We start from the raw sequence: 25,304 nt of genomic DNA, 5'->3' as shown, positions 1-25,304 counted from the left end.
TGAAACATGGTTGAACTGACATTACCAAAAAATTCAAAGGTCGGTACCGGCAAGACGCATCCGAAGCCGGACGGAGCGACAAATACCAAGGCATTTAATGTCTATCGCTGGTCTCCAGATGATAACCAGAACCCGGCCATTGATAAGTATTACGTCGATCTTGATACTTGCGGGCCGATGATTCTGGACGGGCTGATCAAGATCAAGAATGAGATTGATCCGACCCTGACGTTCCGGCGCTCCTGCCGGGAAGGGATTTGCGGCTCCTGCGCGATGAACATCAACGGAACGAATACCCTGGCCTGTACCACGGGCATGGATGAGGTCGAGGGCGATATCAATATCTACCCACTCCCGCATCAACCGGTCGTGAAAGACCTGGTGCCGGATCTCACAAATTTCTATGCACAGTATGCGTCGATCAAGCCTTGGCTACAGGCGGAAACACCATCGCCTTCCAAGGAACGACTGCAGTCGAAAGAGGATCGTGAAAAGCTCGACGGGCTTTATGAGTGCATTCTCTGTGCCTGTTGTTCGACTTCCTGCCCGAGCTACTGGTGGAACTCTGACCGCTTCCTTGGCCCGGCCATCCTGCTGCAGGCCTATCGCTGGATCATTGATAGCCGCGATGAGCATACAGGCGAACGTCTCGATAATCTTGAGGATCCCTTCCGGCTCTATCGTTGCCATACGATCATGAACTGCGCGAATACCTGCCCAAAGGGCCTGAACCCGGCAAAAGCTATTGCCGAGATCAAGAAGATGATGGTGGAACGCCGGTAGGGAATTGGGAATAACAAAAAAGGCTGCTTCTTTAAGCAGCCTTTTTTTAGATCAATTTTTACCATTTTTACGAGATCAATATGTTCTTAAAAGCAATCAAAGAGAAGTTTTTATTTATCTTAATAATGGTCTTTGCCGTCAATTTAGCTGCTTGTGCAACCGAAAGAACAGCTGCAGGCGATCCTATCGAAGAAGGGACAGTAGAATACGGCATATCTACTGAAGAACGTGCCAGACTGGATAGCATTCCAATTTCTATACGGTTTTGGCAGGACAGTCTTATACCTGCGTTCGGTCATGATCCTAACGACGCGCGTATTTTGGAAATCTCTCTAGATATGGACGTCCAAAGTGCCACACTGTTATTTGAGATTTCTTTTGAAGAGGTTGGAACGTTATCTAAACCGGATAATGTGGGAAATCTGGATTACATTGGGAGAATCGGATCCGGCGTCTTGAACATGAACCCTGCTCTCTTTCTTGCGGAAATAAAACCTTCCAACAATGCGACAGCTATTTCAATTTTAGTCGTCGCTTTTGAGGGAATGATTAAGCAATACACCATTGGAAAAGCTATTGAGCGGTTGATGATAAGTATGGAATCAAATTCTAGTGGTAAAGTTAATTGGCAGTAATTGGTTCTTTGAAAATGAAAAAATTGGCTCTGTTTTCTAGCCAATTTCACGATAAAGTAAGGCCGCTCTTTGAAGCGGCCTTTTTTATGGATTAAATCAATGTATGTCCCACCGCACTTTTCTGTTCCGGGTAAGGAAACCCTGACCCGGCTTTTGCCTGAGGCCAGTTTTGCGCTTCTTGTCTCCACTGGCGAAGATGGCGCGCCCGTTGCCTCGCATCTTCCCTTTTCATATGATGAAGATCGTGGGGAATATGGCACCTTGATTGCCCATATGGCACGGGCCAACCCTCATGGAAAATTGCTCGAAAAAGGTCAGGCGCTTGTCATATTTCAGGGTCCCCATGCCTATATCTCGCCAAGTTACTATGCGACGAATGTGAACGTGCCGACCTGGAACTATGTCGCGGTGCATGCCTATGGCATGCCTTCGATCATTGAAGATAGAGAGAAAGTTCGCACAGTGCTTGACCAACTGACAATGGATAACGAAAAGGGAACCGCGCAGCCATGGAGCGCCGACCAATTGGATCAGAAACGGCTCGACGGGTTAATGCGGGGTATTATCGCCTTTGAAATCCCGATCGACCGGCTTGAGGGGAAAGCCAAGCTCGGCCAGAATAAATCCGCCGAAGACCAGGCCGGGGTAGAGGCGGCCATCGGTAAAATCTACTGAGGGCCAGTCGACATTCAGCCTGAGTAGCTCATAATCTCCGCGACATCCTCAACCGTCGAGATCCCTCTTGGGTTTGCTTGAACAACCGGATGAATAAGAGCGCTTGATTGTATCTCCGCAAGTGCCTCATCGGATATCCCGAGGGAGCTGAGCTGATTTGGCAGGCCAAGACCGCCAATGAAATCTTTCAGTGTCTTTGGGACATCCTCGGCGGAGAAGGCGCCCAATACATCCGCAATTTTCGATTGCGGTTCTTTGGTTTCCGGCAGGTTATAGGCCAGGACGGCTGGCAGGAATACGCAGGAGGTAATCCCGTGGGGTACATGCCCGATCACGCCGAGCAGATACCCGAGCCCGTGGCTGGCGCCCATGCGGTATTGCGATATCCCCGCCGTCGAATAATAGACGCCTAGCTGGCTGTTCTCTCGATGGACCAGGCTCGCCGGATCTTTCTTTGTGCCCTGCATACCGGTGTAAAGTAACCCCAGGCCTTTCAAGCAGAAATCGGCAATTTCCGGATCAACGCCCGGCGCGCAAACCGTCTCTACCGCATGATCAACTGCGCGGATACCTGTCGATAGCCAAAGCCGTTCAGGGGTGTACTTGCTGAGGGTTGAGCTAAGGATTATATGATCGGGCAACAGATACGCATGCGCAAAGCCGGTCTTGCGTCCGGTAATGCTGCTTGTGGCCCCGGCGATTGGTGTAAATTCAGCGCCGGAGAGTGTTGTCGGGACTGCAATATGCTGTATCGGCCAAGAGGTAAAGCTGAGATCGGCTTTGCTTGTTGACGTCAATTCTTCAAGTTCTGCCGGGTCTTTCATCTTCAGATTTGCAACAAGCAGGGCTATTTTTCCGCCATCAATCACACTGCCGCCGCCGATCGAGAGAAGGTGAGTGGCCCGGCTACTGGTAATAGCGTCTGCAAGTTCAAACACCGTGTTATAAGGTGTGTGTTCTGTGAGGACGCTAATCACATCGACGATGGTGTTGGCGAAATTATTGTTTAGATCGTCAATGATGGGAGCGTTGGCCCGCAGCGAGCGAGAAATGGAAATGAGAATACGTGGTTGTTCGGAATTAGCGATAATTCCTGATACAGCATTCAAAATATCCTGATCAATTACCAAGCGGCTCTTTATATTAGCCATATCTGGAAAAGCGAGTTTAGTCATTTTTCCTGCCCTTATTGTTTTATTTATTAGCTTCCCTTAAATTATAATCATAAATACCTGCAAAGGATATGGCTGGATTAGCTATTTTCCTTTTCGACCTTTCAGATAGTCCTCCGATCGCATCTCCATCAATCGTGATACCGTCCGGGCGAACTCGAATTTTCCGTCGCCTTCCGGATAGAGGTCTTCCGCTTCCACGTCGGCGGAGATCACCAGATTGGCGCCGGCCTCATACAATATATCGACCAATGTGACGAAGCGTTTGGACTCATTGCGGCGCGCGGCACTGAGCTGAGGGACATCTTCCAGAAGCAGGGTGTGGAAATGCTCGGTCAATGTCAAATAGTCGGATGCGCCAAGTGGGCGCGCACAAAGCTCTTCAAAAGTAAATCTGGCCACGCCATGGGCAGCCCTTTTGACATCCAGATTCCGGCCCTGTGTTGTCAACGTCTGGGGGGCCGGTTTGTATCCCTCTGTCATTTCTGTGAATATCCGATCCATCTCGTTGGCAGCGGCGTCATCAAGAGGAGTAAAATAAACCGGATGCTCGGCTAACCTTTCCAGCCGATAGTCGCGACCGCCAGCTAGATGGAGAATATCCAACTGGTCTTTCAGTAAGTCGATAAAGGGAAGGAATAACTGACGGTTCAGACCGTCCTTGTAAAGATCGTCAGGCACCCGATTGGAGGTTGCCACAACCACGACACCCCGATCGAACAACATTTCGAATAACCGGCCGAGTATCATTGCATCGGCAACATCGGTGACTTGGAATTCATCAAAACAGAGAAGCCAGGCATTCTCTGTAATGGAGTTCGCGAGCGCAATCACCGGATCTTCGTCACCCCGGCTCTGTTTCTGACGCTCTTGATGCATGAAGGCATGCACTTCCAGCATAAAGGCGTGAAAATGCACACGTCTTTTATGAGTGACGGGCGCCGTTTCGAAAAAAAGATCCATCAGCATGGATTTTCCGCGGCCCACATCGCCATATATATACAAGCCCTGTGGCGGCTCAACCCTTGGCTTGCGTGGGCCTAAGCGGAATATATGGGTCCATTTTGGGCTGGTACCGGGATCGTAGTTCACAAGGCGCCGATGCAGGGTTTGGAGTTTCTCGACAGCGAGCAGCTGTATGGGGTCATGCTGCAGTTGATTGCTCGCGATCAGTTTGCGGTACGCGTCGAGGGGGCCGGTTACATCAGTCATGAAAACGTAAATATTTACTAGCTATTGAAAGCGACAGGATTGACGCAAGTCATGATCTGTACAGATATGATCCGTTTCTGGCAACGGCCAGACAGATTTTTGATTCATTTTACATCGCATTTCCCAGAAAAGTGTGTTCTAGACAAGATATAAACCGCCTCTAAAATCGCAAAAGAAAAGCACTTTTCCGCCTTTGGGAATGCGTAATCTCACTTGCTGTAAAAAAGTGGTGATAATTTGTTCTGGCGACCTTGCTCTTGGTCGAGAAACGCGCTAGTACCCACAATAATAATCACAAGAGGACTTTCTGTCTTCTCAGAGAGCCCTCCAATCATACTGACTTCGGAGAATATAATGGCTCGAAAAAAAATTGCCCTGATCGGCAGTGGTAATATCGGCGGCACCCTTGCGCACCTTGCCGGCCTTAAAGAACTTGGCGATGTGGTTCTGTTTGATATTGCGGAAGGCCTCCCTCAGGGCAAGGCTCTTGATATCGCATCTTCCGCTCCTGTGGATAGGTTCAATGCTAACTTCTCCGGCGCCAATGATTATAGCGCAATTGAAGGCGCAGATGTCTGCATTGTAACGGCTGGCATCGCACGCAAGCCCGGCATGAGCCGTGATGATCTGCTTGGCACTAATATTAAGGTCATGCAGTCAGTTGGTGAAGGCATTAAGAAATATGCCCCGAACGCCTTTGTTATCTGTATCACGAACCCGCTCGACGCCATGGTTTGGGTATTGCGTGAAAAATGCGGCCTGCCTCACAACATGGTTGTCGGCATGGCAGGTGTTCTAGACAGTGCCCGTTTCCGCCTCTTCCTGGCTGAAGAATTCAATGTCTCTGTTGAAGATGTTACTGCATTTGTTCTTGGCGGTCACGGGGATACGATGGTTCCGCTGATCCGGTATTCCACAGTCGCCGGTATTCCGGTTCCGGACCTGATCAAAATGGGTTGGAGTACTCAGGCGAAAATTGATGCCATCGTCGACCGGACGCGTAATGGCGGGGCGGAAGTCGTGGCGCTTCTGAAAACGGGGTCCGCATTCTACGCGCCTGCGTCCAGCGCGATCACAATGGCAGAGGCTTACCTTAAAGACAAAAAGCGGGTTCTGCCTTGCGCTGCCTATGTCGATGGTCAGTATGGTCTTGATGGTATGTATGTCGGGGTGCCTTCCGTGATCGGTGAAGGCGGGATTGAACGGATCGTCGAAATTGACATGAACGCTGAAGAAAAGGCCATGTTCGATAATTCAGTGAATGCCGTTAAGGGGCTTGTTGAAGCCTGTGTTGGCATCGATCCAAGCCTGAAGGGATAGGCGCAAAATAAGGGGGCACATCAATAACCGGTTGTGCCCCTTTTTATGGTGCTATACCGTAAGCCTCATGCTTTGCATAATATGTGGTCAATGAAAATCGATGTCTTTGAATAGCAGCAATAACGGAAAACAATGAATATTCATGAATATCAGGCAAAGAGCCTGCTCGCAAAATACGGCGTGACCGTTCCCAAGGGCGGCGTTGCCTATACTTCTGAAGAAGCTAAAACCGTTGCGCAAGAACTCGGCGGGCCGGTTTGGGTTGTGAAAGCCCAGATCCATGCAGGCGGACGCGGTAAAGGCGGTGGGGTAAAAGTTGTTAAATCCACTGAAGAAGTATTGTCCACTGCCAAGGCAATGATCGGCATGCAGTTGGTCACACATCAGACGGGACCGGAAGGCAAAGAAGTCAAGCGTGTGTATATTGAGGAAGGTTGTGACATTGCGCGCGAACTTTATCTCGGTGCCATCATTGACCGTGCCAAGGATTGTGTAACGTTCATGGCCTCAACCGAAGGCGGAATGGAAATTGAGGAAGTTGCTGCGGAAACTCCTGAAAAAATCCTGATGGTCAGCATTGATCCGGCAACGGGTATTATGCCTTTTCACGCCCGCAAAATTGCTTTTGGGCTTGGCCTTGAAGGCAAGCAAGTCGGCGCAGCCGTTAAATTTATCATGGCGCTGTACCGGGCAATCATCGACACGGATGCAAGTCTTGTGGAGATCAACCCGTTAGTGATCACCGGAAGTGGCAACGTCATCGCGCTGGATGCGAAGATGAACTTTGATGATAATGCGCTTTTCCGTCACAAGGATATCGCCGAGTTGCGCGATCCGGACGAAGAGGATCCGGCTGAACTTGAAGCTGCGCAATACGACCTTAACTATATCAAGTTGGATGGCAACATCGGCTGCATGGTGAACGGCGCAGGGCTTGCCATGGCGACCATGGATATCATCCAGCTTAATGGCGGTACGCCAGCCAACTTCCTGGATGTTGGGGGCGGCGCGACGAAGGAAAAGGTAACGGAAGCCTTCAAGATTATTTTGAAAGACGAAAATGTCGAAGGCATTCTCGTCAATATTTTTGGTGGCATTATGCGGTGTGATGTGATTGCCGAAGGCGTAGTTGCTGCCGCAAGGGAAGTCGCGCTCAGCGTTCCGCTGGTCGTTCGGCTTGAAGGGACGAATGTGGATCTGGGTAAGAAAATTCTCGCGGAATCAGGATTGCCTATTCTGTCGGCTGACGACTTGGGCGACGCCGCAGAGAAAATTGTTAAAGCAGTGAAGGAGGCAGCGTAATGGCCGTTCTCGTCAATAAGGACACAAAGGTCATCTGTCAGGGTTTCACGGGCTCTCAGGGGACATTCCATTCCGAGCAGGCAATCGCCTATGGTACTAAAATGGTTGGCGGCGTAACACCGGGCAAGGGGGGCGAGAAACACCTCGACCTTCCGATCTTTAATACCGTCGGTGAGGCCCGGGAGACAACCGGTGCCAACGCGAGTGTGATTTATGTTCCGCCGCCATTCGCTGCTGATGCCATTCTTGAGGCAATAGATGCCGAGATTGAGCTGATCGTCTGCATCACGGAAGGTATTCCTGTTCTCGATATGGTTCGGGTCAAGCGAGCCTTGAAAGACAGTGGATCCCGTCTGATCGGACCAAACTGTCCGGGTATTATCACGCCGGATGAATGCAAGATCGGCATTATGCCAGGGCATATTCATCGCCGTGGCAATGTCGGTATTGTCTCGCGTTCTGGTACTCTGACCTATGAAGCGGTTGCACAAACCACCGCCGCAGGCCTCGGCCAGACAACCTGTATTGGTATCGGTGGTGATCCCGTCAATGGGACTAACTTTATTGACTGCCTGGATTTATTCCTTGGCGATGATGAGACTGAATCTATCATCATGATCGGTGAGATTGGTGGATCGGCTGAGGAAGAAGCCGCAGAGTTCCTCAAAGCGTCCAAAACCAAGAAACCGGTCGTTGGCTTTATCGCCGGTGTGACGGCACCTCCCGGCCGGAGAATGGGCCACGCCGGTGCCATTATTTCCGGTGGTAAAGGCGGCGCGGAGGATAAGATGGATGCAATGCGGAGTGCCGGAATTACGGTTTCTGATAGTCCGTCTGCACTGGGCTCAACTTTGGTAAGGGTTTTGAAAGGTTGACCTATTATATGGTTAACCATTAATTCTTTAAACAGGCTCTTAAGGGGGCGGGTACGGACCCGCCCAATCACAGGAAATGTCTCAGCAACTGGAAAACTCTTCTTTCCTCTTTGGATCCAACGCTGGATTCATTGAGCAGCTCTATGCGCGCTATCTCGATGACCCTTCTTCAGTCGATACAAGCTGGCAAAAATACTTTGCCTCGCTGGGGGATGACGCAGACTCAGTCATTGCCGAAACGCGTGGCGCTCCCTGGACACCTTCAAACGGAATAGAGCCGGAAGATGAGTATGAAATACTCGGCGATGCGGCCAACCGTGCAACGAAGCAGGCGGTTGTGTCGGGCGCATCACAAGAGGATGTACGCGCCGCCGCGATTGATACCATTCGCGCCCTGATGCTGATTCGGTCTTACCGTGTGCGGGGGCATCTCAAGGCCAACCTCGATCCGCTCGGCCTTGAGATTCCAAAGGAGCATCCAGAGCTTAATCCCACGACCTATGGTTTTACGGAAAAAGACTGGGACCGTCCCATATTCCTCGATAATGTTCTCGGTCTTGAGACGGGCAGCATTCGCGAAATTCTTGCCATCGTAAAACGCACCTATTGCTCAACCATTGGTGTTGAGTTCATGCATATTCAGGAACCTGACCAGAAGGCCTGGATTCAGGAACGCATCGAAGGGCGTCATAAGGAAATTTCCTTCACTAAGGAAGGCAAGATCGCGATCTTGCGCAAATTGATTGAAACCGAAGGTTTCGAGCATTTTATGAATGTGAAGTACACAGGGACTAAACGTTTTGGTCTTGATGGCGGGGAATCACTTATCCCGGCTATGGAGGGGATCATTAAGCGTGGCGGCCAGCTTGGCGTTCAGGAAATTGTCCTCGGCATGCCTCATCGTGGGCGTCTCAACGTGCTAACCAATGTGATGGCAAAGCCATTCCGGGCGGTCTTCTCGGAGTTTCAGGGTAATCCCGCCAATCCGGAAGACGTTGAAGGATCTGGGGACGTGAAGTACCATTTGGGGACTTCTTCAGATCGGGAGTTTGATGGCAATAATGTACATATGTCGTTGACGGCGAACCCGTCCCATCTGGAAGCCGTCAATCCGGTTGTTCTTGGAAAGGCCCGGGCGAAACAGGCACAGATCGGTCCAGATGTCGGCGGTCAGGTCATGCCGCTTCTGATGCATGGTGATGCAGCATTTGCAGGTCAGGGAATTGTTGCGGAATGTTTTGGGCTCTCGGAGCTTAAAGGGTACCGGACATCGGGAACTATCCATTTCGTTGTTAACAATCAGATCGGGTTTACGACGAGCCCGAAATACTCGCGCTCAAGCCCCTATCCCTCTGATGTCGGGAAAATGGTGCAGGCGCCGATTTTTCATGTCAATGGCGATGACCCTGAGGCGGTTTGTCATGTGGCAAAAATTGCTACTGAATTCCGTCAGCTTTTCCAAATTGATGTTGTTATCGATATGTTCTGTTATCGGCGTCATGGCCATAACGAAGGGGATGAGCCGGCATTCACCCAGCCGCTTATGTATCGTACGATTGCGCAACATCCAACAACGATGCAAATCTATGCGAAAAAACTTATCGCAGAGAATGTTACGACCGAAAAAGAGGTCGAGAGCTGGATCGCCGAATTCAAGGATTACCTTGAGAAACAATATGAAACGGCGAATAGTTTTAAGCCGAATAAAGCAGACTGGTTTGAGGGGCGCTGGCAGGGATTTGAACGGGCAGATGAAGGCGCTCGGCGCGGTGATACCGATGTACAAATAGATGAGCTAAAAGAAATCGGCGCAAAACTTACGGATATCCCGGAAGGCCATAATGTACACCGGACGTTGCAGCGGGTTCTCAAAGCCAAAAAGAAGATGATAGATACCGGCGAGAATATCGATTGGGCAACGGCTGAAGCGCTTGCATTTGGTACATTACTTAAGGAAAAAGTCCCGGTTCGACTCTCTGGTCAGGATTGCGGTCGGGGTACCTTTTCGCAGCGGCATTCCGTCATCGTCGATCAGGTAACGGAAGAACGCTATATTCCACTGGATAATTTGAGTGAGGATCAAGCCCGTTTTGAAGTGATTGACAGCCTTCTTTCCGAAGCAGCGGTGCTTGGGTATGAGTATGGCTACTCACTCGCCGAGCCGCGAGCACTTGTTTTGTGGGAGGCGCAGTTTGGTGATTTTGCCAACGGGGCGCAGGTCATCATTGATCAGTTCATTTCAAGCGGTGAATCCAAATGGCTTCGCATGAGCGGCTTGGTTATGCTGCTGCCGCATGGTTATGAGGGGCAAGGGCCGGAGCATTCATCTGCCCGTCTGGAACGTTACCTGCAGCAGTCTGCGGAAGATAACTGGCAGGTTGTGAACTGCACGACGCCTGCCAACTATTTCCATGTCTTACGGCGGCAGATCCATCGCAAATTCCGTAAACCCCTTGTTATAATGACGCCGAAGTCCCTGCTTCGTCACAAGCTGGCAGTGTCAACGCTTGAGGATATGGGGCCTGACTCTACCTTTCATCGCGTCTTGTATGACAACGAAAAACTCTGCGCCGACAAAGATGTAAAGCGTGTCGTTCTTTGTTCGGGCAAGGTCTATTATGATCTATATGCCCGCCGTGAAGAACTCGGCATCAAGGATACCTACTTCCTACGCTTGGAGCAGCTTTATCCCTTCCCGTATAAGGCATTGGAACAGGAAATGGAAAATTTTCGCCATGTAGAGGAGGTTGTCTGGTGTCAGGAAGAGCCCAAGAATATGGGAGCTTGGACATTCGTTGAACCGCATCTGGAAAAAGTGTTCGAAGATTTGAAGATGAAGAAGGTTTCACGGCCGCGATATGCAGGCCGAAAAGAATCTGCGTCAACGGCGACGGGGCTTCTGAAAAAACACAATCTGGAACAGAAAGCATTGGTAGATGACGCGTTAGGCGTCAAATCTGAATAGGAAAGTCAAATCATGACGGTTGAAATTCGTGTTCCCGTGCTTGGGGAATCAGTAACTGAGGCGACAGTCGGTCAGTGGTTCAAGAAAGTTGGAGAATCGGTTGCCAAGGACGAACCACTCCTGGAGCTTGAGACGGACAAAGTCACGCTTGAGGTAAATGCCACTGAAGCGGGTCGCCTGGAAGAAATTGTTGTTGCCGAAGGCGAAGACGTTGAAGTTGGCGCCTTATTGGGTCAAATCACGGAAGGTGCAGCGGGAAGCGCGCCGGAAGCAGCAAAGGAAGAGGCCGAAGAGAAACCGGCAGCAACTCCTGCTCCGGCTGCCAAGGCTGAACCCGCCCCTGCGACGTCGTCAACAGCTGCGACAAAAGTTGACGTCCTTCCGGCGGCGCAAAAGCTGATCGATGAGAACAACCTTGATGCCAGCAAAATTCAGGGCACGGGTAAAGATGGCCGGATAACCAAGGGTGACGTGCTCGAGGCGCTTGAGAATGGCGGTGCCTCTCCAGCGGCCCCGGCTGCAGCTCCCGCTGCTGCTCCGGTGTCAGCGCCAGCAGCTCCGTCAGGACCGCGTGCGGAAGAAGCGCGTGAAGAACGCGTGAAAATGACGCGGCTTCGCAAGAGTATCGCAGCACGACTTAAAGAAGCCCAGAACACGGCAGCAATGCTGACCACCTACAATGAGGTGGATATGGCCGCAATGCTGGATTTAAGGACCGAATACAAGGAACTGTTCCTGAAAAAGCACGGCGTGAAACTCGGTTTTATGTCCTTTTTTACGAAGGCATGTGTCGCAGCTCTTCAGGAAATTCCGGCAGTGAATGCGGAAATCGATGGCGAAGACCTCGTTTACAAGAATTACTACAATATGGGTATTGCGGTTGGTACGGACTCAGGCCTTGTGGTGCCAGTGTTGCGCGATGCGGATAAGCTCAGCTTTGCCGAAGTGGAAAAAGGTATTGGGGCTCTCGGCAAGAAAGCACGTGACGGTAAGCTCAGCATGGCTGAGCTTCAGGGCGGCACATTCACCATCACCAATGGCGGTGTTTACGGATCCCTGATGTCGTCGCCAATTCTGAATCCGCCGCAGGCCGCTGTTCTGGGTATGCATAAAATCCAGGAACGGCCAATGGTGATCAAGGGTGAGATTAAGGTCCGCCCAATGATGTATCTCGCACTGACTTATGATCACAGAATTATTGACGGCAAGGAAGCAGTGACATTTTTGGTTCGCGTGAAAGACGCCCTTGAAGATCCGCAGCGTTTGTTGCTGGATCTTTGATCATTCCAAAAAGATACGAGGAATAAAATGAGCGACGAAACATTTGATCTGGTCGTTGTGGGCGGTGGCCCCGGCGGTTATACGGCGGCTATTCGGGCAGCGCAGCTTGGCATGAAGACAGCCTGTGTTGAAAAACGCGGAACATTGGGTGGTGTCTGCCTGAATGTTGGTTGTATTCCCTCGAAAGCACTTTTGCAATCCTCAGAACTGTTCGAGGAAGCGCAGCATAGCTTTGAAGGTCGCGGCATATCGGTTGGCTCCCTCAAACTTGATTTGAAGAAGATGATGGGCCAGAAAGACACGACCGTCGAAGGCCTGACGCAAGGCATCGAATTTCTGTTCAAGAAAAACAAAGTCACCTATATCAAAGGCACGGCGACGCTGGAAGGCGGTGGTCGGATCGAGGTAACGGGCGATGAGTCAAAGACCCTGAAGGCGAAAAATATCCTGATCGCCACAGGGTCCGAGGTAACACCGCTTCCCAATGTCGAGATTGACGAGAAACAGATCGTTTCCTCTACTGGCGCGCTGGAATTACCGAAGGTGCCCAAGAAGCTTGTGGTTATTGGTGCGGGTGTGATCGGGTTGGAACTCGGCACTGTCTGGCGTCGACTCGGTGCGGAGGTTACCGTGGTCGAGTTTTTGGATCGCATCCTGCCCGGTACCGATAATGAGGTTGCCAAAAACACCCAACGGATTTTGAAAAAGCAGGGCATTAATTTTATGCTCGGTAAAAAAGTAACCGGTGCGAAAAAGACGAAAACCTCCGTTACTTTGACGATGGAGCCCGCGAAGGGCGGCGATGAAGAAACGCTTAAGGCAGATGTTGTGCTGGTCGCGATTGGCCGCCGCCCCTATACGAGTGGGCTGGGTCTCGATGATTTAGGCGTTGAGATGGATCGTGCCGGACGCATCGTTGTCGACAGCAACTTCAAGTCCAGTGTGGACGGTATTTATGCCGTCGGTGATGTGATCGACGGACCGATGCTGGCTCACAAGGCGGAGGATGAAGGCGTCGTCTGCGTTGAAAAACTTGCCGGACAGAAACCGCATATTGATTATAATCTCATCCCCGGCGTGATCTACACCTGGCCTGAAGTCGCCACCGTCGGCAAGACGGAAGAGCAACTAAAAGAAGATGGGGTCGAGTACAACGTCGGTAAGGTGCCGTTCATGGCAAACAGCCGCGCGCGGGCCAACGGATTTACGGACGGCTTCGTTAAAATTCTTGCCGATAAGAAAACAGATAAGATCCTCGGGGTTCATATCATCGGCCCGGATGCGGGTACAATTATTCACGAATGCGTTCTGGCGATGGAATTCGGAGCGTCATCAGAAGATATCGCCCGGACCTGCCACGCACACCCAACACTCAATGAAGCGGTGAAGGAAGCTGCGCTCGCTGTGGCCGGACGCACAATAAATAGTTGACGTATTTCTAAATAAGCTACCACAATGAGGGGTTGGAATTTCCAGCCCCTCTTTTTTTATAAACGACATCCCCAAGGAGACGCCATGAAGCTCTGTTATAACGCTCTTTCTCCCTTTGTTCGCAAGGTCAGAGTTACGGCAATGGAACTTAACCTGATGGATAAAATCGAAATTGTCGATTCTGACCATAGCGACATGTTCAAAGGTATCAATCCGGCGAATCCTCTTGGCAAAGTGCCCAGCCTAACGTTGGAGAACGGGGATGTTCTTTTTGATTCTTTTGTGATCTGCGAGTATCTCGACAGTATTGGGAGTGGCCCGTCGCTGTTTCCTGCGGCAGGACCCGAGCGGTGGCAGGTATTGACACTTCATGAAATGGCGAACGGTATGACGGATGCGGCTTATCAGCGGCGTATGGACAGTATCATGCCGGCAGGAGAAGGATCTCCAAGCTGGTGTAACCGATTGAAACTCTCCATGGAGAATTGCCTGGATGAGATGGAACGGCAGGCGGAAAGCTACGGCGATAAAGTTAATATCGGTACCATCGCCGTCGGATGCGCGCTCGGCTACCATGATTTTCGGTTTGGTGACGAACAATGGCGCAATGGCCGACCGACGCTGACCAAATGGTATGAGCGTTTCGCCGCTCGCACCTCTATGGCGCAGACAGCTCCGGCCTAACACATGAGTACGGCCATTAGCGGGCCCCGGCTGACGTTTGCACTCTGCATCGCGGAAATAGTGGCGATGTCATCCTTCGCCACCTTTCCGGCATTGACCCCCTTTTTCTTTGATCACTGGCAGTTGTCAGGGGAAGATGCGGGCTGGATAAATGCGGCCTTTTTCTTTGGCTTTACGTTAATTGGCCCGTTCGCAACGTCGTTGACTGATCGTCTTGATGCGCGTCAGGTTTTTCTAACGGGTTGTGTTTTGGCTCTTGTCGGGGCTTATGGTTTTGCTTTTTATGCGGATGGATTTTATTCATCCTTACCCTGGCGGTTTATTTCAGGCGCCGGACTTGGCTGTACTTATATGCCGGGCTTGAAACTGCTTACGGATAGACTGCCGTCAGGCGATCAATCTCGCGCTATTGCATTTTATACAGCGAGTTTTTCAACGGGCTCCGCCGTCTCTTTTCTTCTTGTCGGGCAGGTTGAACTCTGGCTGGGATGGGAAAAGGCACTAGTTTCGGTTATTGCAGGCCCGCCGATCGCGATAGCGATCATATACATCGCAACTTCACCGAAGCGTCTTTTGACACAAAGGCCCTGGTCGCAAATTTTTAATTATGCACCGGTGGTAGCGAACCGTTTCAGTATGGGGTATGTCCTGGCTTATGTTTGTCATACGTGGGAACTGGTTGCGATGCGTTCCTTTATGCTCGCCTTTCTTGCGTATTCTCATGCACTTACTGATGCGCCGGGCTGGATGGATGTGTCAGTGATAACGGCGGCGGCGGTGTTTCTTGGCCTTCCGTCAAGCGTGCTTGGGAATGAGCTTTCTCTCAAAATTGGGCGGCAACGCTCTATAACGCTGATTATGATTTGCTGTCTCGCATTTTCATTCACCATCGGGTTTACGGCAAATATGCCTTTTGTTTTTGTTGTGGCGATGGCCGCTCTCTACGGCATTATGATCACGGCTGATTCTTCGTCCCTTACGGCTGGTGCAGTGAGTAGTGCGCCTGCCGACCTTCGGGGAGCGACCATGGCGGTACATAGTTTCCTCGGATTCGGCGGTGGCATGATCGGGCCGGTTGTTGCCGGTATTGTGCTTGATAAGGCAGGCGGTCCGGAAACCACCATGGGCTGGGGCCTGATGTTTATCTCCATGGGGGCGATAACCTTGCTTGGCCCATTCGCCCTTCGGCTGACAAAGAAATAGCAGGCTTAAGCTTTGGGATGCGCCTTGTCATACACAGCCAGCAGCTTTTCCGTATCAAGATCGGTATAACGTTGAGTGGAAGAGAGTGACGCATGGCCCAACAGATCCTGAATAGACCTTAAATCACTACCGCCACCAAGTAGGTGGCTGGCAAAGCTGTGCCGTAACGCATGCGGCGTTGCCGTTTCCGGAAGACCGAGGTTACGGCGAAGTGTTTGCATCTTCAACTGAATGCTCCGGGCGTTCAACCTTTTACCCTGACGGCCGACAAAAAGAGGCCCTGAACCGTACAGGGGAAATGGACATTCCTTGATATAAAGGGAAAGGGCATCTCGGACTGCCGGCAGAACCGGCACCATGCGCTCTTTGTTTCCTTTACCGATAACTCTCATGATATCGCTAGTCGGCCTCTCACTGAAATTAAGCGACAGCGCTTCACCAATACGCAAACCGCAACCATAAAGCAATGTCAGGACAGCCAGATCCCGATAACGTATCCAGTTGGTCTCAAGGGAGTTTGAAGTATCCTCAAGTAACTTCTTGGTATCGACAACGGAAAGGGGGCGGGGCAGCTTGTTGCCCGCCTTAGGCGTTCGCAGGGATTTAAGATATGGATTATGTAAAAATCCATCCCGTTCTTGGCGCTTGAAAAAGCTGCGGATTGAGGAAAGCACCCGCCGGAGGGAAACTGCGGTCAACCCTTCTTGCCGTCGATATGCCAGATAAGCACGAAAATCAGCAGCACGCAGTTTTTCCAGATCTTTCAGGTCAGGCTCATTACCAATATGTCCGGTGATAAAGCCCAAAAAATCCCGCATATCCCTTTCGTAAGCCTGGACAGTGTGGGGGCTAGCTTTCTTCTCATGAACAAGCCAGTCGATCCAGTTGTTAAAAGCATGACTGAGGGGCGGGGTTGTTGCCATGCCTATGCCGGTTTCTGCTCCAGCCACATTTGCAGGCAGGATTGAATGGCAATAGCGAGGAACAGGAGCAAGTCCGTTGCTTGATCTTCGTGAAAATGACCTTCCTGACGACTGCCGAAGGCGATCATTGCCTGGGCATGAAGAGACGGAACTTCGAGTTTTATCAGGGCATCAGATTGAACAAGATCCTTGGCGGGCCCGAAAATTGCCTTTGATTTTGGGGCATCCGGCCGCAGAAGTATGACCTGGTTACGCCACGGAGCCCGATCGATACTACCTTCTTTCAGGCGCTGCAATCCGGTCATGTCAGGAAGTGGGATCGGGCCATCTTCCACACAGAGCGTGATGACATCGATCTCCAATAACTCCGGTAGATCCTGAGTAAGTATATGGACAAAATGTGCCAGGCTGGACGCACAGAGGATCGCCTGTATAGAGGCATGCACCATATCCTGTGTGTGCATATTGATGCGCGCAGCTTCAACAAAATCGTCCTGAAGCATCGTTAGGTGAGTTACTTCTTTTTGAAGGCGATTTACAAGAAAGGACTGCATATCGACAACGCTATCACCTGAAACGCGCTCTGGTGGGATCACGGTAGTGAGCAGATCAGCATTATTTGTGAGGAAGTCCGGATGATTGATCAACCAGTTCCGCACCTCCTCTTCTGTCAACTGACGGGTTGCGGTATCACCAGCGCTGACTTTCTTGTCTGAAGTTTTCGTCACAAAATCCACTCACTCTTGACTGTTACCCGAGGATAGTTTGGCCTGTTTTCTCCCAGTCCGCAAGAAAGGCAGCGAGTCCCTTATCCGTTAGCGGATGTGAGACCAGCTGTTTTAATACACTAGGTGGAATGGTGCAGACATCCGCTCCCATCAGGGCGGCATCTACGATATGAGTTGGGTTGCGGATAGACGCGACCAGAACTTCGGTTTTAAGATCCGGATAATTGTCATAGATTTGGACAATATCGCCAATGAGATCCATACCAGTCTGGCCAATATCGTCCAGGCGTCCAACAAAAGGAGAGACAAATGTGGCGCCAGCTTTTGCCGCCAAAATGGCTTGGGCCGCGGAAAAGCATAGGGTTACATTTACCTGTGTGCCCGCCCGGCTGAGTTCGGCGCAGGTTTTAAGGCCAGCCATGGTCAAGGGTACTTTGACGGCAATGTTTCCTGCGAGGTCAGCGAGCTTTTTCCCTTCTTCCAGCATGTCCTTGAATTCAGTCGCCGCAACTTCGGCACTTACCGGACCATCGATGAGGCCGCAAATCTCCCGTATAACTTCAAAAAAATCGCGACCAGTCTTTGCGACGAGCGATGGGTTGGTTGTCACGCCGTCCAGAAGGCCGGTGTCGGCAAGCTCGCGAATTTCTTCCGTATCCGCTGTATCAACAAAAAATTTCATGGGTAATTCTTAAATCCTAATCCTAATCACTGGTTCAAAATGCCAGAATAGTCTATCGCATAGATATGAGCAGCACAATTAAACATCGTCGCGTCCGCGTTCTTCTACCTCTTTCAATTGGGGACGTTTATGATTATCGCGCGCCTGCCTCTCTGGATGTAGAAATCGGGCATTTTGTGACCGTTCCTCTTGGTCGGAGAGAAGTGACGGGGGTTGTCTGGGAAGAGGCGATTGATTCTGATCTTGCAGAAGAGAGGATGAAAGATATTCTTGCCGTTCTTCCTTGTGCAAAACTTCCACAACAAAGCCTGAAGTTTATCAATTGGGTTTCCCAATACACGATGCAGCGTCGGGGCAAGGTGCTCCGTATGGCAATGAGTGTGCCGGATGCTCTTTATCCTAAAGCACCGCGCACCGGATACCGTTTTACAAATAAGGTCCCGGAAAAGCTCACTGCAGCGCGGAGGCGGGTTCTGGACATTGTTTCCGAAAGCGGGGCGCAAACAGCGACCGATATCGCCGCCATCGCAGGCGTAAGTGTCTCTGTGATCAAGGGGCTCGCAGAAAAAGGCGTTTTGGAGACTGTGGATTTGCCAGCGGAAAGCCCAATCGAGGTACCCGACGGACAATTTGCCGAAGTTGAGTTATCGCCCGATCAAGTATCGGCTGCAAATTTTCTTGCTTCTGCTGTCGGAAGTCATGAATTTGGGGTTTCCTTATTGGAAGGGGTGACGGGATCTGGCAAGACAGAAGTTTATTTTGAGGCCATCGCCGCCTGTCTCAAAGAGGGGCGTCAATCACTGGTGCTCCTCCCGGAAATCGCTTTAACGGCTCAGTTGCTCGCTCGGTTCGAGGAGCGCTTTGGTGTCAGACCGGTGGAATGGCATTCGGACCTTGGCCAGTCCGCGCGTCGCCGTAACTGGCGCGCTGTGATTGAAGGGCGGGCGGGTATCGTCCTCGGGGCCCGTTCCGCCTTATTCCTGCCCTTTGCAAAGCTCGGTCTCATTGTCGTAGACGAAGAACATGAATCTTCTTTCAAGCAGGATGAAGGCGTCCCTTATAACGCTCGCGATATGGCTGTGGTGCGCGGCAAAATTGGAAGCTTTCCGGTGGTTCTCGCTTCGGCAACGCCGTCACTTGAAAGTTTGATGAATGCAAAAATGGGCAAGTATGAACATCTCAAACTTCCCAGCCGCTATGGCGGGGCGACACTCCCCAACGTTAACGTCATTGATCTGAAGCTAAATAGCCCCGGATCGCAGCGTTGGATTTCTGAACCTCTCCGCGTCGCGATAGAAGAAACACTTTCTAAAAAGCAGCAGGTGATGCTGTTCCTTAATCGGCGCGGCTATGCGCCGCTCACGTTATGTGATTCTTGTGGGCATCGCCTGCAATGCCCGAATTGCAGCGCCTGGCTGGTTGAGCATCGCCTGATGAACCGATTGCAATGTCATCATTGTGGGTATTCAACCGTTCTACCTAAAAGTTGCAGTGAGTGCGAAGCCGAAGAAAGCTTCAAAGCCTGCGGCCCGGGTATCGAACGCTTGGTAGAGGAGGCGGAGGCACTTTTTCCGGACCGAAAAATTGCGATGATGGCGAGTGATACGATTTCAAGCCCGCGTGCTGCATCGGAATTTGTCGCTGCGATGGAGAGTGGTGAGATTGAAATCCTGATCGGGACGCAGATCGTCGCAAAAGGATATCATTTTCCAAACCTGACCCTGGTCGGGATCATTGACGCGGACCTGGGGCTCTCGGGTGGAGACCTGCGCGCTGCGGAACGAACTTATCAGCTTTTGTCTCAGGTTACCGGGCGGGCGGGTCGGGAAACCAATCCTGGGACAGTATATCTGCAATCCTATCTTCCGGAACATCCTGTAATAGACGCCATTGTCCATCAGCAGGGGGATGACTTCTTCGCGCTCGAGGCTGAGGGCCGGGAAAGTGCAGGGATGCCTCCATATGGTAGGCTGGCGGCTCTGATCTTGTCAGGGGCAAATGCCGAATCAGTTGCAAGATTCGCTGCCGGTCTGGCGAGACGGGCGCCAATGGGGGAAAAAATTACGGTGTTGGGCCCGGCACCAGCGCCTTTATCGATGATCCGTGGACGGCATCGCTACAGGTTTTTAGTAAAATGCGCGAGGGACATTAATATACAGTCAGTTCTCGGGAAATGGCTGCAAGGGTACAAAGTACCGAGTGATATCCGGATGCAGATTGATATTGACCCGTATAATTTCATGTAATGATGGGTTTTTTTGCTCATCCGACTCGTAAAAGAGGAAATTTGGTGAATAAACTGGTGTGCTGCATATTGCCACCCGGATTTCCCTGTGCTAATAACCCGATGCCTCAACGATGGGGACCCGAAAGGGGCCTTGTGCTTGAGGGGGAATTCAATTTAGTTGGACGTATTTCACGTCTTTTTTTTCAGGTCTGGGGATCGTTTCTTGTCAGCTGAGAACATAACAGTTTCCGGTATCGCGGGTCGTTATGCAACGGCTCTTTTTGATTTGGCTGTTTCAGCCAAAGAGCTCGATGCCGTAGCCGCCGATCTGGCGACAATCAAGTCCATGATGGACGAGAATGAAGATCTCGCCCGTCTGGTTAAGAGTCCGATAGTCAGCCGTGCCGAGCAGGCGCGTGCGATGGGGGCTGTCCTTGAAAAATTAGGGGTAGGCGATCTGGTTCGCCGGTTCATCGGAACCGTCGCACAGAACCGCCGGCTTTTTGCGCTGCCCGGCATGATTGGAGCCTATGGGCAGTTGCTTGCTGCTGAACGTGGTGAAGTTGTCGCCCGGGTCAGTTCCGCAAGGAAACTCACTAAAAGTCAGCTAAACGCTGTGTCATCGGCCCTAAAATCTGCCATTGGCAGTGATGTCAGTCTCGAATCAGATGTTGATGAGAGCCTGATCGGGGGCCTAGTAATAAAGGTTGGTTCACGTATGGTCGATAATTCGATCCGGACTAAACTTCAGAATCTTAAGTTTGCGATGAAAGGGGTTGGGTGATGGACATCCGCGCCGCAGAAATTTCCGAAATTCTTAAACAACAAATTGCGGGTTTCGACACGCAAGCTGAAGTCTCAGAAGTTGGTCAGGTGCTTTCCGTCGGTGACGGTGTGGCCCGCGTATATGGCCTGGACAATATTCAGGCCGGTGAAATGGTCGAATTCCCTGGCGGTATTAAGGGGCTGGCCCTGAACCTTGAAACCGATAACGTCGGTGTCGTGATTTTCGGTTCCGACCGTGACATTCGCGAAGGCGATACGGTGAAGCGGACTGGTGCGATTGTTGAAACCGGTGTCGGCAAAGGCCTTCTGGGTCGCGTCGTTGATGGTCTCGGTAATCCGATCGATGGCAAAGGCCCGATCGATGCAACGGAAACCCGTCGTGTTGATGTGAAGGCACCCGGTATCATGCCGCGTAAGTCAGTGCATGAGCCGATGATGACGGGTCTCAAGGCAATTGACAGCCTTGTCCCGGTTGGTCGTGGCCAGCGTGAATTGATCATTGGTGACCGCCAGACTGGTAAGACGGCTGTTGCGGTTGACGCCATTCTCAATCAGAAATCTGTTAATGCAACGGATGATGAAAGCAAGAAGCTTTACTGCGTTTATGTGGTGATTGGCCAGAAGCGTTCTACCGTTGCTCAGGTTGTGAAAACATTGGAAGAAAACGGCGCGCTGGAATATTCCATCGTCGTTGCGGCAACCGCGTCTGACCCGGCGCCGCTGCAGTATCTCGCACCTTTTACAGGCTGCGCCATGGCGGAATATTTCCGCGATAATGGAATGCATTCACTGATTATCTATGATGATCTGTCCAAACAGGCCGTTGCCTATCGTCAGATGTCTCTGCTGCTTCGTCGCCCACCAGGACGTGAAGCATATCCAGGCGACGTTTTCTATCTCCACTCTCGTTTGTTGGAGCGTTCAGCTAAGTTGAACGAAGATAATGGGTCCGGTTCGATGACGGCATTGCCGGTTATTGAAACACAGGCAGGTGACGTTTCGGCCTATATCCCGACAAACGTGATCTCGATTACGGACGGACAGATCTTCCTGGAAACAGAATTGTTCTATCAGGGTATTCGTCCTGCAATTAACGTTGGCCTGTCGGTGTCTCGTGTGGGTTCTTCCGCGCAGACGAAAGCCATGAAGCAGGTTTCTGGCTCTATTAAGCTGGAATTGGCGCAGTACCGTGAAATGGCTGCTTTCGCGCAGTTTGGTTCTGATCTTGATGCTGCTACACAACGGTTGCTGGCACGTGGTTCACGTCTGACTGAATTGCTGAAACAGCCACAATACAGCCCGCTTACCATGGAAGAGCAGGTTGTTGTGATCTTCGCCGGTGTGCGGGGGTACCTTGACCGGATCGAAGTTGCCCAGATTGGTGACTTTGAAAAGCAGCTTCTCTCTGAAATGCATGCCAAACATCAGGATCTTCTGGATACTATCCTGAAAGAAAGCGCGCTTTCCAGTGATAGTGAAGCGAAGTTAAATGATATTCTTGACGGCTTCTCGAAGACGTTTGCGTAAAAGTTGAGCTTAGGAAAGGGATAGCCGTAACATGGCGAACCTTAAAGAACTCAAAAATCGGATCGGCAGCGTTAAATCAACGCAGAAGATCACCAAAGCCATGAAGATGGTGGCGGCAGCGAAACTCCGCCATGCGGAAGAAGCTGCCAACGCTGCGCGTCCTTATGCTGAACGTATGGACAGCATGATGGCGTCACTTGCAAGCGGAATGGCGGGGCGCGATGATGCGCCGAAGCTTTTGGCCGGTACGGGTTCAGACCAGCGGCATCTGATCATTGCCGCTACTGGCGAGCGTGGCCTTTGCGGCGGGTTTAACAACTCTATCGCCAAAGCTGTTTCGCAGAGGGTTGATAAGCTTGTCGCCGCGGGTAAGGATGTTAAAATCCTTTGTGTTGGCAAGAAAGGGCGGGATGCGCTCAAACGGAAATATGGTCATCTGATCATTGATCTTGTTGACCTTTCCGGCTCCAAGCGGATTGGCTTTAACGACGCCCAGCCGATTGTTCAGCGTGTGTTGGGTATGTTCGATGCCGACGAGTTTGACGTTTGCACGATTTTTTATGCAAAATTTGTCTCGGTCATGACGCAAGAGGTTCAGGGGCAGCAGGTTATACCGGCGTCCATACCTGAAAGCGCAGCGACAGAAACAAATGATGTTGTCTATGAATATGAGCCGGATGAAGAGGAAATTCTTGCAGAATTGCTCCCTCGTAATCTAGCAGTGCAGATTTTCCGGGCACTCCTCGAAAACGCTGCCTCTGAACAAGGTGCGCGTATGTCAGCAATGGAAAACGCAACACGTAACGCCGGGGAAATGATTGATAAATTGACCCTGCAATATAACCGTGAGCGTCAGGCGGCGATCACGAGCGAACTAATTGAAATTATCTCCGGTGCGGAAGCCCTGTAGCTTCTCCATCGATTGTTAAGAACTGAAGTGACCCTGTAGGGAGCATGAAAATGGCAAAGAATGTCGGCAAAATTACCCAGGTATTGGGCGCCGTCGTAGACGTACAATTTGAGGGAGAGCTGCCCTATATCTTGAACGCGCTGCATTGTGAAAATAATGGCCAGCGGCTGGTGCTGGAAGTGGCGCAGCATCTGGGCGAGAACACCGTCCGGACAATTGCCATGGACGCAACTGAAGGTCTGGTCCGCGGACAGGAAGTAACGGATACGGGAGATGCTATCCGCATGCCTGTTGGTCCGGAAACTCTTGGCCGCATTATGAATGTTGTTGGCGAGCCGGTGGATGAGCGCGGTCCGATTAAAACGGACAAATCCGCTCCAATTCACGCGCAGGCACCGGATTTCGCTGACCAATCAACGGAATCAGAAATTCTTGTCACTGGTATTAAGGTTGTTGACCTTCTCGCACCTTATGCAAAAGGCGGTAAGATTGGCCTCTTCGGCGGTGCCGGTGTTGGTAAAACGGTTTTGATTATGGAGCTGATCAATAACGTTGCCATGGGCCATGGTGGTTATTCCGTGTTTGCCGGCGTGGGTGAGCGGACACGTGAAGGTAACGACCTCTACTATGAAATGATTGAAGGCGGTATTATCGACCTTGAAGGCGCTAAATCAAAAGTGGCGCTTGTTTACGGTCAGATGAACGAACCTCCTGGAGCACGTATGCGTGTTGCTCTTTCGGGTCTAACTCAGGCGGAATATTTCCGTGATGTTGAAGGCCAGGATGTGTTGTTCTTTATCGACAACATTTTCCGTTTCACGCAGGCTGGTTCTGAGGTGTCCGCACTTCTTGGTCGTATTCCTTCAGCTGTGGGTTATCAGCCGACGCTTGCGACGGACATGGGCGCGCTGCAGGAACGTATTACCTCAACAAATAAAGGGTCAATTACATCGGTTCAGGCCATTTATGTTCCTGCCGACGACTTGACTGACCCAGCGCCAGCTACGTCCTTTGCCCATTTGGATGCGACAACTGTTCTGTCTCGTCAGATCGCGGAGCTTGGTATTTACCCAGCTGTGGACCCGCTCGACTCCACGTCTCGTATGCTTGATCCGGCAGTTGTTGGTGACCGGCATTATTCAATTGCACGTGAAGTTCAGGAAACACTGCAAACATATAAGTCATTGCAGGATATTATCGCCATTCTGGGTATGGATGAGCTTTCAGAAGAAGATAAGCTTATCGTTGCCCGCGCTCGTAAGATCCAGCGTTTCCTCAGTCAGCCATTCCATGTGGCCGAAGTATTTACAGGGTCTCCTGGTAAATTCGTGAAGCTTGAAGACACGCTTGATGCATTCGAGAAAATCGTCGCCGGCGAGTATGATGAGTTGCCGGAAGCTGCCTTCTACATGTGTGGTGGTATCGAAGAAGTACTTGAAAAGGCGAAGAAGCTGGCCGCGGAAGCAGCCTAATTATCTTTGTCTGAAGGAAGAACGAAATGGCTGAAATGATCACCATGGATTTGGTATCGCCCGAGAAACTGTTGCTTTCGGATGAGTTTGAAATGGTTGTGCTGCCGGGCGCCGAAGGAGATTTCGGCGTGCTTGCTGGTCATTCACCTCTCACCTCTTCCTTGCGCCCTGGCGTGATAAGTATTTACGAAGGCGATACGGAAAAAGAACGTATCTTCGTCAATGGCGGCTTTGCCGAAGTATCTAATGACAAGTTGACGGTTCTCGCTGAAGAGGCCGTCTATGTGGCTGACTTGGACCGTGGAAATCTGGAACAGCGTATCCAGAATGCGCGCGAAGATGAGGAAGATGCAAAAGACGACGAAACGCGTCGTCGTGCGTCTGAGAATAAAGACCATTTGCAACAGCTTCTCGACGCAATGATGTAATCGCATTCGGGAAATTATACGAAATAAAGGGGCCTTCTGGCCCCTTTGTTGTTGGTAGGGTCAAGGCATGTTAAGGTCATCGA

Annotated in this window: 22 protein-coding genes; 17 read left to right on the top strand and 5 right to left on the bottom strand. The window is 51.1% G+C overall.

The genetic code is table 11. The features are described 5' to 3' along the window. Positions 1-6: 6 nt before the first annotated feature. From GQE98_RS02265 to GQE98_RS02255, 3 genes are all read left to right on the top strand, one after another. A complete protein-coding gene (locus tag GQE98_RS02265) occupies positions 7-783 on the top strand; it encodes a succinate dehydrogenase iron-sulfur subunit (protein WP_161313921.1) in 777 nt (258 codons plus the stop codon). 80 nt (positions 784-863) lie between these two features. Then, the gene (locus GQE98_RS02260; RefSeq protein ID WP_161313920.1) at positions 864-1,418 is read left to right on the top strand and encodes a hypothetical protein; all 555 of its coding nucleotides are present in this window, start codon (positions 864-866) and stop codon (positions 1,416-1,418) included. Positions 1,419-1,517: 99 nt separating this feature from the next. After that, entirely contained in the window at positions 1,518-2,093 is a 576-nt protein-coding gene (locus GQE98_RS02255; RefSeq protein ID WP_161313919.1) for an FMN-binding negative transcriptional regulator, read from the top strand. A gap of 14 nt (positions 2,094-2,107) precedes the next feature. Here GQE98_RS02255 and GQE98_RS02250 read toward each other — a convergent pair whose 3' ends face one another. Together GQE98_RS02250 and zapE are read right to left on the bottom strand one after the other, a co-directional pair. Then, entirely contained in the window at positions 2,108-3,268 is a 1,161-nt protein-coding gene (locus GQE98_RS02250; RefSeq protein WP_161313918.1) for an iron-containing alcohol dehydrogenase, read from the bottom strand. Positions 3,269-3,349: 81 nt separating this feature from the next. Continuing rightward, positions 3,350-4,477, bottom strand: coding sequence for a cell division protein ZapE (gene zapE, locus GQE98_RS02245; protein WP_161313917.1), 1,128 nt, complete (start codon positions 4,475-4,477; stop codon positions 3,350-3,352). 354 nt (positions 4,478-4,831) lie between these two features. Between zapE and mdh the strand changes: the two genes are divergently transcribed. From mdh to GQE98_RS02205, 8 genes are all read left to right on the top strand, one after another. Further along, complete coding sequence (gene mdh, locus GQE98_RS02240) at positions 4,832-5,797, top strand: malate dehydrogenase (protein ID WP_161313916.1); 966 nt, start codon at positions 4,832-4,834, stop codon at positions 5,795-5,797. A 132-nt stretch (positions 5,798-5,929) separates the two neighbouring features. Beyond that, positions 5,930-7,099: an ADP-forming succinate--CoA ligase subunit beta gene (gene sucC, locus GQE98_RS02235; protein ID WP_161313915.1), complete on the top strand. Its 1,170-nt coding sequence runs from the start codon at positions 5,930-5,932 to the stop codon at positions 7,097-7,099. Further along, positions 7,099-7,974, top strand: coding sequence for a succinate--CoA ligase subunit alpha (gene sucD / locus GQE98_RS02230; RefSeq protein WP_161313914.1), 876 nt, complete (start codon positions 7,099-7,101; stop codon positions 7,972-7,974). Before sucC ends, sucD begins: the two co-directional genes overlap by 1 nt. A gap of 76 nt (positions 7,975-8,050) precedes the next feature. Beyond that, positions 8,051-10,939, top strand: a complete 2,889-nt coding sequence (locus GQE98_RS02225; RefSeq protein WP_161313913.1) for a 2-oxoglutarate dehydrogenase E1 component — start codon at positions 8,051-8,053, stop codon at positions 10,937-10,939. A 12-nt stretch (positions 10,940-10,951) separates the two neighbouring features. Further along, a complete protein-coding gene (gene odhB, locus GQE98_RS02220; RefSeq protein WP_161313912.1) occupies positions 10,952-12,220 on the top strand; it encodes a 2-oxoglutarate dehydrogenase complex dihydrolipoyllysine-residue succinyltransferase in 1,269 nt (422 codons plus the stop codon). A gap of 27 nt (positions 12,221-12,247) precedes the next feature. Continuing rightward, positions 12,248-13,651 (top strand): dihydrolipoyl dehydrogenase, encoded by a 1,404-nt coding sequence (lpdA, locus tag GQE98_RS02215; RefSeq protein ID WP_161313911.1) that lies wholly within the window; start codon positions 12,248-12,250, stop codon positions 13,649-13,651. 84 nt (positions 13,652-13,735) lie between these two features. After that, positions 13,736-14,335, top strand: coding sequence for a glutathione S-transferase family protein (locus tag GQE98_RS02210; protein ID WP_161313910.1), 600 nt, complete (start codon positions 13,736-13,738; stop codon positions 14,333-14,335). A gap of 3 nt (positions 14,336-14,338) precedes the next feature. Next, complete coding sequence (locus GQE98_RS02205; RefSeq protein WP_161313909.1) at positions 14,339-15,538, top strand: MFS transporter; 1,200 nt, start codon at positions 14,339-14,341, stop codon at positions 15,536-15,538. 5 nt (positions 15,539-15,543) lie between these two features. On the opposite strand, the gene GQE98_RS02200 is transcribed toward GQE98_RS02205, so the two are convergent. Genes GQE98_RS02200 through fsa form a run of 3 tightly spaced genes read right to left on the bottom strand, consistent with a single transcriptional unit; the run spans position 15,544 to position 17,871 of the window. Beyond that, positions 15,544-16,461, bottom strand: a complete 918-nt coding sequence (locus tag GQE98_RS02200; RefSeq protein WP_161313908.1) for a tyrosine recombinase XerC — start codon at positions 16,459-16,461, stop codon at positions 15,544-15,546. 2 nt (positions 16,462-16,463) lie between these two features. Next, complete coding sequence (locus GQE98_RS02195; protein WP_161313907.1) at positions 16,464-17,189, bottom strand: DUF484 family protein; 726 nt, start codon at positions 17,187-17,189, stop codon at positions 16,464-16,466. Between the two features lie 22 nt (positions 17,190-17,211). Beyond that, positions 17,212-17,871: a fructose-6-phosphate aldolase gene (fsa, locus tag GQE98_RS02190; protein ID WP_161313906.1), complete on the bottom strand. Its 660-nt coding sequence runs from the start codon at positions 17,869-17,871 to the stop codon at positions 17,212-17,214. A gap of 65 nt (positions 17,872-17,936) precedes the next feature. Between fsa and GQE98_RS02185 the strand changes: the two genes are divergently transcribed. From GQE98_RS02185 to GQE98_RS02160, 6 genes are all read left to right on the top strand, one after another. Beyond that, positions 17,937-20,117 (top strand): primosomal protein N', encoded by a 2,181-nt coding sequence (locus GQE98_RS02185; RefSeq protein ID WP_161313905.1) that lies wholly within the window; start codon positions 17,937-17,939, stop codon positions 20,115-20,117. Between the two features lie 204 nt (positions 20,118-20,321). Then, positions 20,322-20,882 carry a F0F1 ATP synthase subunit delta gene (locus GQE98_RS02180; RefSeq protein WP_161313904.1) on the top strand — a complete coding sequence of 187 codons (561 nt, stop codon included), beginning with the start codon at positions 20,322-20,324 and terminating at the stop codon, positions 20,880-20,882. Further along, on the top strand, positions 20,882-22,411 hold the full coding sequence (atpA, locus tag GQE98_RS02175; RefSeq protein ID WP_161313903.1) for a F0F1 ATP synthase subunit alpha: 1,530 nt from the start codon (positions 20,882-20,884) through the stop codon (positions 22,409-22,411). The genes GQE98_RS02180 and atpA overlap by 1 nt, the downstream gene beginning before the upstream one ends. A 31-nt stretch (positions 22,412-22,442) precedes the next feature. Next, a complete protein-coding gene (locus tag GQE98_RS02170) occupies positions 22,443-23,321 on the top strand; it encodes a F0F1 ATP synthase subunit gamma (protein ID WP_161313902.1) in 879 nt (292 codons plus the stop codon). A gap of 50 nt (positions 23,322-23,371) precedes the next feature. Then, a complete protein-coding gene (atpD, locus tag GQE98_RS02165; protein WP_161313901.1) occupies positions 23,372-24,793 on the top strand; it encodes a F0F1 ATP synthase subunit beta in 1,422 nt (473 codons plus the stop codon). A gap of 26 nt (positions 24,794-24,819) precedes the next feature. After that, entirely contained in the window at positions 24,820-25,221 is a 402-nt protein-coding gene (locus tag GQE98_RS02160) for a F0F1 ATP synthase subunit epsilon (RefSeq protein ID WP_161313900.1), read from the top strand. The last annotated feature ends 83 nt before the right edge of the window (positions 25,222-25,304 follow it).

The organism is Sneathiella litorea (genome assembly GCF_009882915.1).
GTDB lineage: Bacteria > Pseudomonadota > Alphaproteobacteria > Sneathiellales > Sneathiellaceae > Sneathiella > Sneathiella litorea.
Note: the sequence above shows the minus strand (reverse complement) of the source record. Positions and strands in the feature narration are given on the sequence as shown.

What these genes read in the sequence shown, in the direction of transcription:
- odhB (WP_161313912.1), top strand. Translation starts at nt 10,952, where the DNA reads ATGACGGTTGAAATTCGTGTTCCCGTGCTTGGGGAATCAGTAACTGAG.
- GQE98_RS02200 (WP_161313908.1), bottom strand. Translation starts at nt 16,461, where the DNA reads ATGGCAACAACCCCGCCCCTCAGTCATGCTTTTAACAACTGGATCGAC.
- atpD (WP_161313901.1), top strand. Translation starts at nt 23,372, where the DNA reads ATGGCAAAGAATGTCGGCAAAATTACCCAGGTATTGGGCGCCGTCGTA.
- GQE98_RS02260 (WP_161313920.1), top strand. Translation starts at nt 864, where the DNA reads ATGTTCTTAAAAGCAATCAAAGAGAAGTTTTTATTTATCTTAATAATG.
- fsa (WP_161313906.1), bottom strand. Translation starts at nt 17,871, where the DNA reads ATGAAATTTTTTGTTGATACAGCGGATACGGAAGAAATTCGCGAGCTT.
- GQE98_RS02210 (WP_161313910.1), top strand. Translation starts at nt 13,736, where the DNA reads ATGAAGCTCTGTTATAACGCTCTTTCTCCCTTTGTTCGCAAGGTCAGA.
- GQE98_RS02160 (WP_161313900.1), top strand. Translation starts at nt 24,820, where the DNA reads ATGGCTGAAATGATCACCATGGATTTGGTATCGCCCGAGAAACTGTTG.
- mdh (WP_161313916.1), top strand. Translation starts at nt 4,832, where the DNA reads ATGGCTCGAAAAAAAATTGCCCTGATCGGCAGTGGTAATATCGGCGGC.
- GQE98_RS02185 (WP_161313905.1), top strand. Translation starts at nt 17,937, where the DNA reads ATGAGCAGCACAATTAAACATCGTCGCGTCCGCGTTCTTCTACCTCTT.
- GQE98_RS02250 (WP_161313918.1), bottom strand. Translation starts at nt 3,268, where the DNA reads ATGACTAAACTCGCTTTTCCAGATATGGCTAATATAAAGAGCCGCTTG.
- GQE98_RS02205 (WP_161313909.1), top strand. Translation starts at nt 14,339, where the DNA reads ATGAGTACGGCCATTAGCGGGCCCCGGCTGACGTTTGCACTCTGCATC.
- GQE98_RS02265 (WP_161313921.1), top strand. Translation starts at nt 7, where the DNA reads ATGGTTGAACTGACATTACCAAAAAATTCAAAGGTCGGTACCGGCAAG.
- lpdA (WP_161313911.1), top strand. Translation starts at nt 12,248, where the DNA reads ATGAGCGACGAAACATTTGATCTGGTCGTTGTGGGCGGTGGCCCCGGC.
- GQE98_RS02225 (WP_161313913.1), top strand. Translation starts at nt 8,051, where the DNA reads ATGTCTCAGCAACTGGAAAACTCTTCTTTCCTCTTTGGATCCAACGCT.
- sucD (WP_161313914.1), top strand. Translation starts at nt 7,099, where the DNA reads ATGGCCGTTCTCGTCAATAAGGACACAAAGGTCATCTGTCAGGGTTTC.
- GQE98_RS02255 (WP_161313919.1), top strand. Translation starts at nt 1,518, where the DNA reads ATGTATGTCCCACCGCACTTTTCTGTTCCGGGTAAGGAAACCCTGACC.
- zapE (WP_161313917.1), bottom strand. Translation starts at nt 4,477, where the DNA reads ATGACTGATGTAACCGGCCCCCTCGACGCGTACCGCAAACTGATCGCG.
- sucC (WP_161313915.1), top strand. Translation starts at nt 5,930, where the DNA reads ATGAATATTCATGAATATCAGGCAAAGAGCCTGCTCGCAAAATACGGC.
- atpA (WP_161313903.1), top strand. Translation starts at nt 20,882, where the DNA reads ATGGACATCCGCGCCGCAGAAATTTCCGAAATTCTTAAACAACAAATT.
- GQE98_RS02170 (WP_161313902.1), top strand. Translation starts at nt 22,443, where the DNA reads ATGGCGAACCTTAAAGAACTCAAAAATCGGATCGGCAGCGTTAAATCA.